Source organism: Streptomyces sp. NPDC087844, assembly GCF_044742785.1.
GTDB lineage: Bacteria > Actinomycetota > Actinomycetes > Streptomycetales > Streptomycetaceae > Streptomyces.
Genome location: NZ_JBIUVD010000001.1, coordinates 1 through 14,298, shown reverse-complemented (window position 1 = coordinate 14,298; position 14,298 = coordinate 1). Strand labels below are relative to the sequence as shown.

11 protein-coding genes, 1 tRNA gene and 1 pseudogene are annotated in these 14,298 nt (G+C 70.7%); 9 read left to right on the top strand and 4 right to left on the bottom strand.

Annotation, left to right across the window (positions count from 1 at the left end):
• Positions 1-112: 112 nt before the first annotated feature.
• The 4 genes from sucC (at position 113) to ACIOKD_RS00050 (ending at position 4,270) form a co-directional block, all read left to right on the top strand.
• Entirely contained in the window at positions 113-1,243 is a 1,131-nt protein-coding gene (gene sucC, locus ACIOKD_RS00065) for an ADP-forming succinate--CoA ligase subunit beta (protein WP_402076396.1), read from the top strand.
• Positions 1,244-1,254: 11 nt separating this feature from the next.
• Positions 1,255-2,154, top strand: coding sequence for a succinate--CoA ligase subunit alpha (gene sucD, locus ACIOKD_RS00060; protein WP_402076395.1), 900 nt, complete (start codon positions 1,255-1,257; stop codon positions 2,152-2,154).
• A 295-nt stretch (positions 2,155-2,449) separates the two neighbouring features.
• On the top strand, positions 2,450-4,003 hold the full coding sequence (locus tag ACIOKD_RS00055; RefSeq protein ID WP_402076394.1) for an aldehyde dehydrogenase family protein: 1,554 nt from the start codon (positions 2,450-2,452) through the stop codon (positions 4,001-4,003).
• 182 nt (positions 4,004-4,185) lie between these two features.
• A tRNA-Leu gene (locus tag ACIOKD_RS00050) sits at positions 4,186-4,270 on the top strand.
• A 121-nt stretch (positions 4,271-4,391) separates the two neighbouring features.
• On the opposite strand, the pseudogene ACIOKD_RS00045 reads toward ACIOKD_RS00050, so the two are convergent.
• The 4 genes and pseudogenes from ACIOKD_RS00045 to ACIOKD_RS00030 all read right to left on the bottom strand — a co-directional run.
• Positions 4,392-4,634, bottom strand: a pseudogene (locus ACIOKD_RS00045) (3'-5' exonuclease); the annotation flags it as partial.
• Positions 4,635-4,862: 228 nt separating this feature from the next.
• Positions 4,863-5,924: a DUF5954 family protein gene (locus ACIOKD_RS00040; protein ID WP_402076393.1), complete on the bottom strand. Its 1,062-nt coding sequence runs from the start codon at positions 5,922-5,924 to the stop codon at positions 4,863-4,865.
• 549 nt (positions 5,925-6,473) lie between these two features.
• Positions 6,474-6,677 carry a DUF397 domain-containing protein gene (locus tag ACIOKD_RS00035; RefSeq protein ID WP_402076392.1) on the bottom strand — a complete coding sequence of 68 codons (204 nt, stop codon included), beginning with the start codon at positions 6,675-6,677 and terminating at the stop codon, positions 6,474-6,476.
• Positions 6,674-7,558 (bottom strand): Scr1 family TA system antitoxin-like transcriptional regulator, encoded by an 885-nt coding sequence (locus ACIOKD_RS00030; protein WP_402076391.1) that lies wholly within the window; start codon positions 7,556-7,558, stop codon positions 6,674-6,676. Before ACIOKD_RS00030 ends, ACIOKD_RS00035 begins: the two co-directional genes overlap by 4 nt.
• A 193-nt stretch (positions 7,559-7,751) precedes the next feature.
• On the opposite strand from ACIOKD_RS00030, the gene ACIOKD_RS00025 reads away from it, so the two are divergent.
• From ACIOKD_RS00025 to fusA, 5 genes are all read left to right on the top strand, one after another.
• Positions 7,752-8,207 (top strand): ATP-binding protein, encoded by a 456-nt coding sequence (locus tag ACIOKD_RS00025; protein ID WP_402076390.1) that lies wholly within the window; start codon positions 7,752-7,754, stop codon positions 8,205-8,207.
• Positions 8,208-8,683: 476 nt separating this feature from the next.
• On the top strand, positions 8,684-10,321 hold the full coding sequence (locus ACIOKD_RS00020) for a serine/threonine-protein kinase (protein WP_402076389.1): 1,638 nt from the start codon (positions 8,684-8,686) through the stop codon (positions 10,319-10,321).
• Between the two features lie 87 nt (positions 10,322-10,408).
• Complete coding sequence (locus ACIOKD_RS00015) at positions 10,409-10,534, top strand: hypothetical protein (protein WP_402076388.1); 126 nt, start codon at positions 10,409-10,411, stop codon at positions 10,532-10,534.
• 1 nt (position 10,535) lies between these two features.
• Positions 10,536-11,579, top strand: a complete 1,044-nt coding sequence (locus ACIOKD_RS00010) for a DUF429 domain-containing protein (protein WP_402076387.1) — start codon at positions 10,536-10,538, stop codon at positions 11,577-11,579.
• Between the two features lie 254 nt (positions 11,580-11,833).
• Positions 11,834-13,972, top strand: coding sequence for an elongation factor G (gene fusA, locus ACIOKD_RS00005; protein WP_402077617.1), 2,139 nt, complete (start codon positions 11,834-11,836; stop codon positions 13,970-13,972).
• Positions 13,973-14,298 lie beyond the last annotated feature (326 nt).

Sequence of the window (14,298 nt, the reverse complement as noted above, 5' to 3'; positions counted from 1 at the left end):
GATGCCGTCGCGGTACATTGCATACAGTCGACGAATACTGTATGAAGCTTGTTATCCCGCATCCGGTGGGTGGTGTCCAGGGGGCGTGCGGCACTTTTAAGAGGGAGCCGGAATGGACCTGTTCGAGCACCAGGCAAGGGAACTCTTCGAAGAACACGGCATCTTGGTGCCGAGGGCGGAGGTCACCGACTCGCCCAAGGAGGCACGTGAGATCGCCCGCAGGCTGGGCGGCCGCGTCGTCGTCAAGGCGCAGGTGAAGACCGGCGGACGGGGCAAGGCGGGCGGCGTGAAACTCGCCGCGGACCCGGCCGCCGCCGAACTGACAGCACGCCAGATCCTCGGCATGGACATCAAGGGCCACACGGTCGGCAAGGTGATGCTGGCCCAACCGGTCGACATCGACAGCGAGTTCTACGTCAGTTACGTACTCGACCGCGCGGCCGGCCGGTTCCTCGCGATCGCCTCGGCCGAGGGCGGCATGGACATCGAGGAGGTCGCCGCCACCCGCCCCGACGCGGTGGCGCGCCTCCACATCGACCCGGCCGAGGGCGTCACCACGGCGAAGGCCGCCGAGATCGCCGAGGCCGCGGGCCTGCCCCCGCAGACCGTCGACGTCCTGGTCAGGCTCTGGGACGTACTCATCCGCGAAGACGCCGTACTCGTCGAGGTCAACCCCCTCGTCCGTACGGCACAGGGGCAGATCCTCGCCCTCGACGGCAAGGTCACTCTCGACGACAACGCCCGCTTCCGGCAGGCACGTTGGGGCGGCCAGGAATCGCCCCACGACGACCCGCTGGAGGCGGCCGCCGCGGCCAAGGGCCTCAACTACGTGAAACTCGACGGCGAGGTCGGCATCATCGGCAACGGCGCGGGTCTCGTCATGTCGACCCTCGACGTGGTCGCCGGCTGCGGCGCACGCCCCGCCAACTTCCTCGACATCGGCGGCGGCGCCTCCGCCCAGATCATGGCCGACGGCCTCTCCGTCATCCTCTCCGACCCGGCCGTCACATCGGTCTTCGTCAACGTCTTCGGCGGCATCACCGCCTGTGACGCGGTCGCCGACGGCATCGTGCAGGCCCTGGACACCGTCCAGCTGACCAAACCGCTCGTCGTCCGCCTCGACGGCAACAACGCCGTACGAGGCCGCGCGATCCTGGACGACCGCGCGCACCCCATGGTCCAGCAGGCCACCACCATGGACGGCGCCGCGCGCCGTGCGGCCCAACTCGCCGACGCAGCCTGAAGGAGCGGGACATGGCCATCTACCTCACCAAAGAGAGCAAGGTCCTCGTCCAGGGAATGACCGGCGGCGAAGGCATGAAGCACACCCGGCGCATGCTCGCCGCCGGCACCGACGTCGTCGGCGGCGTCAATCCGCGCAAGGCCGGCCGGAGCGTCGACTTCGACGACCGCGCAGTCCCCGTCTTCGGCTCCGTGCGCGAGGGCATCGAGGCGACCGGCGCCGACGTCAGCGTCGTCTTCGTCCCACCGGCCTTCGCCAAAGCGGCGGTCGTCGAGGCCGCCGACGCCGGTATCGGCCTCGCCGTCGTCATCACGGAGGGCATCCCGGTCCACGACTCGGTCGCCTTCACGACGTACGCGAGGGCGAAGGGTACGCGGATCGTCGGCCCCAACTGCCCCGGCCTGATCACCCCGGGCCAGGCCAACGCGGGCATCATCCCCGCCGACATCACCAAGCCCGGCCGTATCGGCCTGGTCTCCAAGTCCGGCACGCTCACCTATCAACTCATGTACGAGTTGCGGGACATCGGCTTCTCGACCTGTGTCGGCATCGGCGGCGATCCCGTCGTCGGCACCACCCACATCGACTGCCTCGCCGCCTTCCAGGACGACCCCGACACCGAACTCATCGTGCTCATCGGCGAGATCGGCGGCGACGCCGAGGAACGCGCGGCCGCGTACGTCCGCGACCACGTCACCAAACCCGTCATCGGCTACATCGCCGGCTTCACCGCCCCCGAGGGCAAGACGATGGGCCACGCCGGCGCCATCGTCTCCGGCTCCTCCGGCACGGCCCAGGCGAAGAAGGAGGCGCTCGAAGCGGCGGGCGTGCAAGTGGGCGGCACCCCGACCGAGACGGCCCGGCTGGTGCTGGCCCGGCTCGAAGCGGAACGTGATGTCACTCATAGTTGACGTGCCATCACTTACGGACGCCGCCCCGCGTCGTTAGCGTCGCCGTACGACGTACCCGGACGACCTGGTGACGTACCCGGACGACCTCGTGACGTACCCGTACAGCCTTGTGGCATACCCGTACGACGTACCCGAACGGCACCTCTGCACGACCCCTGTACGACGTACCCGAACGGCACCTCTGCACGACCCCTGTACGACGTCCCCGTGCCGGGCGCGCACTGCCGGTGCTCGCGCACGAGGGACCAGCCATGAACGACCGCCCCCGACTGTGCACCGAGAGCGGAGCAACCGAATGGCACCCACCCTCACACCCACCCTCGTCCTCAAGTCCCGTACCTCGTGGACCGACGCCTGGCAGCGCTGTCTCGCCGTGGCGCCCGAGGCCTTCCAGGACGACCGCGTCCGCAACCTCTGGGGCGCCGCCTGGCAGGCGGACGGCCGGGTCCTGCCCGCCACCAGCCCCGTCGACGGCAGCCCCATCGCCGGACCGCCGCGACTGGACGGTGCCACGGCCCACCAGGCCGTCCGCGCCGCCCTCGACCACCACCGTGCCTGGCGCCACGTACCCCTCGAAGAGCGCCGGGCCCGCGTCGCGGCCACCCTCGACGCCCTTACCGAACACCGGGAACTGCTCGCCCTCCTCCTCGTCTGGGAGATCGGCAAGCCCTGGCGGCTCGCGCAGGCCGACGTCGACCGCGCCATCGACGGCGTGCGTTGGTACGTCGACGGCATCGAACCCATGCTCGCGGACCGGACCCCGCTGGACGGACCCGTGTCCAACATCGCGAGCTGGAACTACCCGATGAGCGTGCTCGTTCACGCAGTGCTGGTACAGGCACTGGCAGGCAACGCGGTCATCGCCAAGACCCCGACCGACGGCGGCGTCGCATGCCTCACCCTGGCCTGCGCGCTCGCCGCCCGCGAGGGGATACCCGTCACCCTCGTCAGCGGCAGCGGAGGCGAACTGTCCCAGGTGCTCGTGCGCGCGCCCGAGATCGGCTGCGTCTCCTTCGTCGGCGGCCGGGACACGGGCGCCGCGGTGGCCACGGCCGTCGCCGACCTCGGCAAGCGACACGTACTCGAACAGGAGGGACTGAACACCTGGGGCATCTGGAACCACACCGACTGGGACGCGCTGACGGCCGTCATCCCCAAACTCTTCGACTACGGCAAGCAGCGCTGCACGGCCTACCCGCGGTTCGTCGTCCAGCGCGAGCTGTTCGACGAGTTCCTCGCGGCGTACCTCCCGGCGGTCGGCACCCTCCGCGTCGGCCACCCCCTGGCTGTCGAGCACCCCGACGACCCGTACCCGCAGCTGGACTTCGGGCCGGTGATCAACGCGGCCAAGGCGAAGGAACTGCACGACCAGGTCGCCGAGGCCATCGACCGCGGCGCCGTCCCACTGCACCGCGGCAAGCTCACCGACGCCCGCTTCCTGCCCGGCCAGGACACCTCCGCGTACGTCCAGCCGGTCACGATCCTGAACCCGCCCCCGTCCTCCCCGCTGCACCACGCGGAACCCTTCGGCCCGGTCGACACGATCGTCCTGGTCGACACGGAGGCGGAACTGCTGGCCGCGATGAACGCGTCGAACGGCGCGCTGGTCGCGACCCTGTCCACCGACGACGAGGCCACGTACAAGCGGCTGGCCCCGCAGATCCGCGCCTTCAAGGTCGGTCACGGGAAGCCCCGCTCCAGGGGCGACCGCGACGAACTGTTCGGCGGCTTCGGTGCGTCCTGGCGCGGCGCGTTCGTCGGTGGTGACCTGCTGGTGCGTGCGGTCACGCACGGGCCGGCGGGGGAGAGGCTGCCGGGGAACTTCCCGGAGTACCACTTGATGCCGTGACCGCCTCCGCCCGTCTAATACCGTAGTTTTTCAGTCACCCGGAGTGAGGTCGTGGAGCATCGTCCGCGCCCCGAGCGGTACCCCGCCGGGGCGCGGAAACGCAGGTGAAAGCCACTCTGAAAGCTTGGTATTGTTGTCCATGTCGCCGCGGGGAACACCCCCGTCCAGGCGGCAGGCACCTGGTCCGGGTGGCGGAATGGCAGACGCGCTAGCTTGAGGTGCTAGTGCCCTTTATCGGGCGTGGGGGTTCAAGTCCCCCCTCGGACACGATCAACGATCACGATCGAATACCCCTGTTCGCAGTGCTGAACAGGGGTATTCGTGTGCGCGCATCGCGCCCGCGCAGGGTTCCGGCGCCAACCCTGAGCCGGGGCACAAGAGGCGTTATCTACATGTTTCTGGTCTGTTCGCGGGGCCCTGTAACGAACTGGCTGGCTTTACCGTTCCACGACACCCGGAGCGTCTCGCGCGCTCGTGTGCATGCCACGAACAGCAGGCAGCGCTCTCGCAGCAGATCGGCCTCGTGCTGGAGTCGGTCCACCTCGGCCGGAGTGACCTCCCGGGTGAAGGGCACAGCGCCCGCGGAAACCCCGAGCACGGCGACCGCGCGGAACTCCAGACCCTTTATTGCCTGCGACGGGGACGAGGCCGCCGCTGCTGTGCGCGCTGTACTGGCCCCAGGAGGAGTTCGGCGCTGCGATGGAGCAGTGGCCGGGCCTCCAGGAGTACTACGCGGCGCCGGGCCGGGTGAAGGATCTCGTCGAGTACGCCCGCGCCGAGGGCGACGACCCGGCCGGCCCGACGCCGCCGCCCGTGCTCATGCTGCTGTGCTCATACCGCCGGGCTCATACCGCCGGGCTCATACTGCCGGGCTCGGGCTGTCGGGCTCGGGTTGGATGGCGCCGTGTTCGTCCAGAAGCGGGCGGATCCGCATCGGCTCGGTGTTTTCCGGGTCGGAAGGGCGGGGTGGCTCAGGGCCGTCGGGGCCGGTGCGCAGCATGCGTTCGATGCGGCAGATGCGGTAACTGTCGCCCTGAACCGTCATCTCGTTCAAGCTCAGTGTGGATTTTAGGCGTTCGGCGGCGCGTTCGTAGGCCCCGCGGGTCGCGGTGTCCAGGTCGTACATGTCGGCCCAGATTCCGGACAAGCCGTCGTGGAGGACCCGGCGAGCGTCGTGCGGGGTCGGCTGGAGGCGGCCGACCGGGGTCCAGCCGGTCCCGGTGCGCTTGACGACGCCGAATCCGACCGGGAGCAGGACGAGTTCAGGATGGTCGCGGACCGCCTGCCGGGATTCGGCACGCATGGCGGGCGGGACGTGCTCGCCCTCGTAGGTGAAGCCCCGGAGAGCTTGGCGGTTGCCTTCGGCCATGATGCCTGGAGATGCCTTGGGATCACCCATCAGGGCGTCCAGGGGGTGGCCGATGTCGGGCAGGGCCCGGGCGCGGCCGGGCTGGTGGCGCCAGGAGCGGTCGGCGGGTTCGGGGTCGGTGGGGCGGGGCGGTTCCGGGCCCTCGGTCAAGCCGCAGTGTGCGTACTCGTCGCCGCGTACGACGCGGTAGCGGGTGCCGAGGACGGCGAGTTCGTCGATCCGCTCGCACTCCAGGAGGTGCACGGTCGCGAGGAGTTCGCGGCGTTCGGCGACGGTGCCGGCCTCGTCCTTCGCCCGCAACCACAACAGCGAGTTGAGGGCGTCCCGGGCTTCTTGCGGGGTGCCGTCGGTGGCCTCGGAAACCAGCCGCCAGCGGGCACCGGATTCCGGGCCGAGCGCGGCCACACCGAACACCGGGCCGCGCGGCCACACATAGGGGTAACGGCTTGAGGCGTCGAGTGCGTCCACCTCGCGGACCAGGGCCACCGGGTCGTCCCGGCGCAGGAGCTCGGCCGCAGCCTGTTCCATTCGTCGCTTCCAGTCATCACTCACATACGCATTGTTGCCGCGGGCGGCGTGCGGTGTCTGAGAGTTCACGAAAATTACCACCCCACCCCCTGCTCAGGCCGTGGTGCGCCATGGGGCAGTCGGGCTCTCCCTGCTGTGGCGTCGGGCACTGTCTCTGAGCTTCCTGCCCCGACCGCCCGTGCGACGCGCAGTCGGAAGCGGGCCTCAGCTATGCACAGCCTGTCCCGGCTCGGCGGCACGGGACGCCCGCACGGGCTTGGCGGCCGGTCTGCCGCAGGTCTCCGGCACCCGTTCCAACGGCACGCCCAGCTCTGTTCGGCCACGCGGCGGCGTAGCGCTCAAGGAGACATTCCCCGTCGTGCAGCGTGAGGACGAGAACCTGCCGGTACCAGTCGCACCAGGAACCTCATCTTCGATGTCGACGCCTGCGGCCGGATGGCCAAAGCCCGCGCGACCGGCGACGCGTACCAGACGCTGCTGGACCCGCCGCCGGGCGAGGGGTCGGGCCACGCGGCCTGAGGGTGGTGCTGACGCTGACGCTGACGCTGATGCTGATGCTTACGGGCGGGGCGGTCAGCGCGATCGGTCCCGCCCGAGGGCGGCGACGAATCCTGTCCACGCGTCCCGGGCGAACGCGAGTTGTGAGTCGCCGTGCTCTTTGGAGTCCCGCACACGGATCGCGGCCCGGTCGACGGCAACTTCAACGCACTCGCCGCCTTCGTCACCGCTGTACGTGCTCTTGAACCAGTTGAGCTGTATAGGCCGTTCGGTGCTCATAGGTCTCCCAGCATCGTCTCGATCAGGCGCAGGGACTCTCGGGTGGTGAGCGCCTGCCCACGGATGCTGCCATATTTCGCGGCGAGAACCCGTACGTCTTCAGGGTCGGTGATGAGGCGGCTGGTGTGCTGGACCTCCAGGTAGGCCATGCGCGGCCTGCCCTTGATTTCGAGCAGGGTGAACGGGCCGCCCATCCCGGCGTGGTCTTCACTGAGTGTGGGCATCACCTGAATCTCGACATGCCGCAAGCGGGCCACTTTCACGAGGCATTCCAACTGCTCGCGCTGGATCTTCGGGCCGCCGAAGGGCTGTCGCAGCACGGCTTCCTGCACGATCGCGCTCACGGTCGGCGGGGGCCAGCGGATCAGCAACTCCTGTCGAGCGAGCCTTGCCGTGACACGCTGCTCGATCGACTCCTCGTCGAAGAATGGTTGCCTACTGGCGAACACGGAGCGTGCGTAGGACTCCGTTTGGAAGAGGCCCGGCACAGCCTGGTTGGCGAAGTAGCACAGCTCGACGGCCTGCGCCTCCAGTGCCGCGAAATCCCGAAACCACTCCGGATGCCGCACCCGTCTCCGAGCCTTCGCCCGCTCCACATCCTCCGCCGCGACCGCCAACAGCCCACCGCACTCCAGGAGTTCGTCCACCGTCGCCAGGAACTCCGGCTGCGGCGTCCTGCGCCCCCGCTCGACCGACGAGATCTGCTCCTCGCCGTAGCCGACCCGCTGGCCCAGTTCCTTCTGGCTCAACCCGGCCCGCTCACGCGCGGTCCTGATCTGGCGTCCGACAGCACGGAAGAGGTCCGACACATCCTCCGTACCCTCCGTACCCTCCGTGCCGCCGTCACCCGCGCCCGCGCCCGCCTCCGGCTGTCCCGCCATCCCGCACCACCACTCCCATACTGGTCACCGATCCGGCCGGAGTTCACCGAGCGCAGGGTGCCCGAGGCCACGGACGTACGCCCGTACAGCTAGCCCGGCCACCCGTACAACCCGACCTGTACGCCCGGACAGTGACTCCCCGTACACGCATCGTCACTCCCGAGGGTAGGTCGGATCAACCACGCTCTGTGAGGTGAACCAAGAATTATCTGCCGCGACCCGCGACCCGCTCGCGCCCGCCGGCCATCTCAACTTCAGCAGCCTCTTCCCCACCACTGAATACGGCGCGCACACCGTCCGCCACGACGCCGAACGCTGGCTGGCGGACCACCTGCCGCCGGCCGTACCGGGTGGGGGAGCGGACGCGGACGCCGCATCCCTCCTCATCGCCGAACTCACCGCGAACGCGGCCCTGCACGGCAGAGTGCGAGGCCGTGAGGCCCGTCTGAACCTCACCCTCGGCAGCACGTCCCTGCTCATCGAGGTGACCGACGCCCGGGGCGACCGGCTTCCCGCACCGCACACGGACGCGACCGCCGAGGGGGAGTCGGGCAGGGGGCTGATGCTCGTCCAGGCACTCGCCGACGACTGGGGCGCTCGCCCCCACCACCCCGCCGGCAAGACGGTCTGGGCCACGCTCACGCTGTGACCGACGCGGTCGGCGCTCGTCCAGGCACGCGCACCGCAGCGTGTAAGCGCGGTCGGCTTCGTCCAGCGCGGCCCGGGTGAAGCGGGGGTCGGCGCCCCCAGAGACGCTTGTCAGAGTGCCCGACCTGGCGCCTTAAAGGACGGTTCGTCGTTTGTCCTGCCCGCCTCCCGCACCTTTCGCGCCCTCCGTCACTGAGCCGGACGCCGACCGGGCGACCCAGGCCGGTGCCACAACCGAGCGAACAGGTTGCTGTCGGCCGTGCATCAGACATGGCGGTTGGCGGTGGTGTCCGGGACAAATGCGTTGCGTGCGCTATGAGCCCCGGCGGTCCTGCCGTTGCCCGTCGCCGCCCGGCCCCTCTCTTCTTCCCCAGCCGTCGTTCCGGGGTCAGTTCCCACCGCTATGCTCGCCGGTGTTCGAGTGATGCATGGGGCCGGTGGCGAGAAAGCCATCGGGAGGGGCGTGAGGCGGGCGTGTTGTCCGGCAGTGATGATCAGCAGGGTGCGGCGCGCGCGGCACGGGGTGCCGGGCGTCTGATCGCGGGTCGGTACCGGCTGACCGACCAGCTCGGCAGGGGCGGCATGGGCACCGTCTGGCGGGCCCACGACCAACTGCTCGCGCGGGATGTCGCGGCCAAGGAGTTGCACGTCTTCACCCAGGGCGACGAGGACCACCGCGTATGGCTGCGCCGTGCCGTACGGGAGGCACGGGTGGTGGCCAGGGTGTCGCACCCGCATGTGGTCGGGGTCCACGACCTCGTCGAGTACGAGGACCGGCTCTGGATCGTCATGGAGCTCATCGACGGCCCCTCCCTCGCCCAACTCATCGCGCGCAACGGTCCGGTGGAGCCGACGCGGGTCGCCGCACTGGGGGCGCAACTGCTCGGCGCGCTCGACGCCGTGCACGCCGCCGGGGCCCTGCACCGGGATGTCAAACCGGCCAACGTCCTGCTCCGCCGCGACGGCAGCGCGGTCCTGACGGACTTCGGCATCGCCGTCCTCGACGACGGCGAGGCACTCACCAACTCCGGTGAGTTCGCCGGCTCCATCGAGTACATGGCGCCCGAGCGCGTCAACGGCGGTGAGGTCGGGCCCGCTTCGGACCTGTGGTCGCTGGCCGCGACACTCGTCACCGCCGCCACCGGAGCGTCCCCCTTCCGCCGTCCCGCGCACGCGGCCATCCTGCACGCCGTCGCTTACGAACAGCCGAATCTCCCGGCGCAGTTGGGCCCGCTGCTGCCGGCCGTCGAGGCACTGCTGCGCAAGGCGCCCGAGGAGCGGCCCTCCATCCCTGACGCGACGACCGCTCTGCGGCACGCCGCCGAAGGGCTCGCGGCGGACCCCAGGTCGCTGCCGTCGGCCACCGTCCGGATAGCGATCCCGGCCGGGGTCTCCCTCGCGGACGCGGAGACCCGGACCCGTCAGCACGTCCCGTGGACGGACCACGCGCCACCCACTTCGCGGTACGACGCCGCGACCGCGTCCGCGTTGCTGCGCAGGGACGAGAACCGGCGTGACAGACGGGTTCTGGGGCTGGTGGTCTCCTCGGTCGCCCTCGTCTTCGCGGGCGCCGGGCTCGGTCTCTTCCTCGCCGGGGTTCCGCCCTTCGAGCGGGCCGCCCAGGCCGACGCGTCGGACGGCAAGGACCCGGGAAGCGAAGCCGGCATCTCCCTGCCGGCCGGTACGCCCCTGCCCGCGACGCCCGTCGTCAACGAGTCGGTGGTCCATGGCGCCGAGGGCTGGCAGCGGGTCACCGACACGCCCATCCAGTCCGGCGACACGGTCACCGTCCGCTTCACCTCGGGGCAGTGGACCGTGGACAACCCCGAGATGCCCCTGACAGGACCGGACGGCTATGACGCCGAGACCGACAGGTCACTGGACTTCGCAGCGGCGGACTGCAAGGTCAACGAGTCGGCTCCCTTCGGCGCGCTCCTCGGACGTTTCACCGAGGCCGGGGAGGGAGAGGAGAGCCACATCGTGGGGAAGCAGTGGACCTTCGAGGCGGCGGCCGGGGGCACGCTCGAACTGCGCATCAACGACGGCGACGACGGCTGCGTCACGGACAACTCCGGCGACCTCACCGTGACGGTGACCGTCTCCAAGGGCGCCTGAATGAGCGGCACTTCGACCCCCGGCCCCTTATCGCCTCGCACCCGGCGCACCCGGCGCACCCGGCGCTCCCGAGTCACCGGTGATCCTGTGATCGGGACCCGCCGGGACGTCTCCATGAACGGGCCCGGCGGCCCGGCCGGGCCCGGCCTCGCCCGCGTGGCGGCCGCACTGGCGGAACTGGTCGAGACGGTGGCCGGAGAGTTTGAGGCCTGAGATGGCGATCGAGCGGTTCATCGGCATCGACCTGGCCTGGGCGCACGGCGGAACCCGCAGGCCCAACGAGACGGGTGTGGCCGCCGTCGACGCCTTCGGGGCGGTCATCGACTGCGGCTGGACCCGCGGCCTCGACGAGACCACGGAATGGCTGGTCGGGACGGCCGTCCACGGATCGACCCTGGTCTTCGTCGACGCGCCGCTGGTCGTCGACAATCCGGCCGGCCAGCGGGCGTGCGAGCGGGAGGTGGGACAGAGGTACGGCCGGTGGAAGGTGAGCGCGAACAGCACCAACCTGGGCTCTGCCCGCCTGGCCGGTGTGCTCTTGCTGGAACGGCTGCGAAAGGTGGGCTGGTCCTACGACGACGGCAGAGAGGGACCGCCGACGAGCGGCCTCGTCCTGTCCGAGTGCTACCCCTACACCACGCTCGTCGGAGCGGCCGAGCTGGGTTACGGCCTGGAACGCCCCACCTACAAACGCCGGCCGGCGCGCGTACCGTCGGCCGACTGGCGAGAGGTACGGGCGCAGGCGTGCGATCAGCTGATCGGCCGTTTGGCGGGCCTCGCCACCACCGACCCGCCCCTTCTGCTCGCCTCGCATCCGGTCTCCCGCCGACTGGCCGAGGAGCCTTCACCCCGGCGGGCGGCCGACTACAAGCACCGAGAAGACCTCATCGACGCGCTGCTCTGCGCGTGGACGGCCGCGCTGTGGTCTCGGCACGGGCTCACCCGCTGTCAGGTACTCGGGGCGGGCAGCCCCGCCCCGCAGGGGCAAGCGCCCACGATCATCGCTCCGGCCCGCCCCGAGCAGCGGCGGGACGGGGAGCAAGTGACCGGGGAGCAGGTGACCGGAAAGCCCGTGACCGGGGAGCCCGGAATCACGGGGCCCGGAACCACGGGGCCCGGAACCGTGGGGCCCGGAACCGTGGGGCCCGGAACCGTGGGCCCGGACGCGAATAACCCGGTGCGCCGAGCCAGTTCGGTTTCCTACACTCGCCCCACAACGCGTGCCGCACACCACCGCGGCGCGCCCCGTGACCCCTGAGAGGAGCCCGGCCATGCGGTACCGCACCGCTGTCGTCGTTCCTCTGTCGCGGTACGAGGTGATCCTCGTGTCTTCGCGGAGCCGGTGCAGGCTGCGCGGCCCGCACTGGATGCCCGTCTCGAACGTCCGACACGTCTGACACGTCTGGCACGTCCGACCTGTTCGAGCGTCGTACGGGAATCGCGCCGACCTCATCCGGATCAGCCAGTCCTGGAAGGCATTGGGCCGTGCGTACCGAACTCCACCTTCGTCACCTGCATCACCTTCATGGCGATCGCTCCGCGCAACTCGCCACCGCCCCGCTGAGTGCTGTTCGCAACCTCGGCATCCTCGCCCACGTCGACGCGGGCAAGACCACCGTCACCGAGCGGATCCTGTTCGCAACCGGGACCACGTACAAGCGTGGCGAGGTCCATGACGGGACGACCGTCACCGACTTCGACTCCCAGGAACGCGATCGCGGGATCACCATCTTCGCCGCCGCTGTCAGCTGTGACTGGGACGGGCATCGCATCAACCTGATCGACACTCCGGGGCACGTCGACTTCTCCGACGAGGTCGTACGTTCGCTGCGCGTGCTGGACGGGGCGGTCGCGGTGTTCGACGCCGTCGCGGGGGTCGAACCGCAGAGCGAGTCGGTGTGGCGGCAGGCCGACCGGTTCGGGGTGCCCCGGATCGCCTTCGTCAACAAGCTGGACCGGGCCGGGGCCGACCTCGACTCGGCGGTCGCGTCCATCCGGGAGCGGCTGCATCCGGCGCCGCTGGTCGTGCAGTTGCCCATCGGCTCGGAGGACGGGTTCCGCGGTGTCGTCGATCTGCTGCGTATGCGGGCGTTGGTCTGGGCCGACGAGCGCGACGACCAGGGTGAGGGACGGGTCGAGGACGGGCCCGTACCCGAAGGTCTGCGGGAAGAGGCGGAGCGGCGGCGACGCCTGCTGGAGGAGGCCGTCGCGGAACTGCACCCCGGTGCCCTGGAGGAGTTCTGTACGCCGGCCGGCCTCTCCGCGCGGACACTCGCGGGGGCGCTGCGCGACCTGACCCGTACCGGTGACGGTGTGGTCGTGCTCTGCGGCTCGGCCTACCGCAACCAGGGCATCGAGCCGCTGTTGGACGCCGTGGTCGCGTATCTGCCCTCGCCGTCGGACGTGCCCGCCGTACGCGGCACGCTGGACGGCGCCGAGCAGGTGCGGGCCGCCGATCCGGGCGCGCCGTTCGCGGCCCTGGCCTTCAAGGTGAACTCCACCGCCACCGGGCGGCTGACCTGTCTGCGGGTGTACTCGGGGACGATCCGGAAGGGAGAAGTGGTGGCCGTGCGGGACGCGGGTGCGACGCGCACCGAACGGATCGGCCGGATCCTGCGGGTCCAGGCCGACCGGCACGCCCAGCTGGACCGGGCCGTGGCCGGGGACATCGTCGCCGTGGTCGGGTTGAAGTCCGCCCGCGCGGGATCGACCCTGTGCGCACCCGGCGCCCCGCTGGTCCTCGAACCGCCGGCCACCGCCGAGCCCGTCGTCTCGGTCGCGGTCGAGGCCCGGACGAGCACGGACACGGATCGTCTGGTGGCCGCGCTGGCACGGCTCGTCGAGGAGGACCCCTCACTGGTCGTCCGGACCGACGACGAGACCGGCCAGACGGTCCTGTCGGGCATGGGCGAACTGCATCTGGAGGTGGCGGTGGAGAAGATCCGTCGCGCCCAGGGGCTGGACGTCAGGGTCGGTCGGCCGAGGGTGGCGTACCGGGAGACCGTCGTGCGCGGGGTGGCCGGGCTGGTCCACCGGCATGTCAAACAGGACGGCGGAGCGGGCCAGTTCGCCCATGTCGTGCTGGACGTACAGCCGTTGGAGGGGGATGCCGGCCGTGAGGAAGGGGGCAGCGCGACCGGGTTCGAGTTCCGGTCGGCCGTCGTCGGGGGCCGGGTGCCGCAGGAGTACGTACGGGCCGTGGAGGCCGGTTGCCGGGACGCGCTGGGTGAAGGTCCGCTCGGCGGGCATCCCGTGACCGGGCTGCGGGTCGTCCTGCGGGACGGGGCGACCCATCCGAAGGACTCCTCGGAGTTGGCGTTCCGGACGGCCGGACGGCTCGCCCTCCGCGAGGCGTTGCGGGTGAGCGCGATGGCGGTGCTGGAACCGGTGGCCGAGGTCACGGTCACCGCTCCCGACGAGGCCGTCGGCGGGGTACTCGGCGACCTGGCGGCACGGCGCGGCCGGGTCACCGGATCGACCACGCGGGCGGGTGCGTCCGTCGTCACCGCCACCGTGCCGCTGGCCGAACTGTTCGGCTACGCGACCCGGTTGCGGAGCCGCACGCAGGGCCGGGGCGTCTTCACCACCCGCCCCACGGGGTACGCCCCGGCGCCGGGGCCGGGGGGAGAGGGGACACCGGCGCCCCGGTAGTGCGGACGGGGTCCGGAGCGGGCTGTGTCTCACGGGTGCGCTCGGGTCGGGATCGGGATCGGGGTCGGGGTCGGGGTCGGGGTCGGGCGAGAGGGTGCCCGGCCCCGGTAGCCCGGACGCGTTCCGGAGCGGGCCCCGGCTCCGGGGGGTGCCTCTATGTCCTTCGTCAAGGCACCCCTGTCGGGTTTGGGGTGATTCAGGCTTGCTGGGGTCATGCGGCGAGTTCAACGTCCGCAGGCGTGCGGGATTCGTAGAAGGTGCCGTCGCGGAGCATGGCGAACAGGACGCTGATGCGTTGGCGGGCGAGGCGGAGGAGGGCCTGGGTG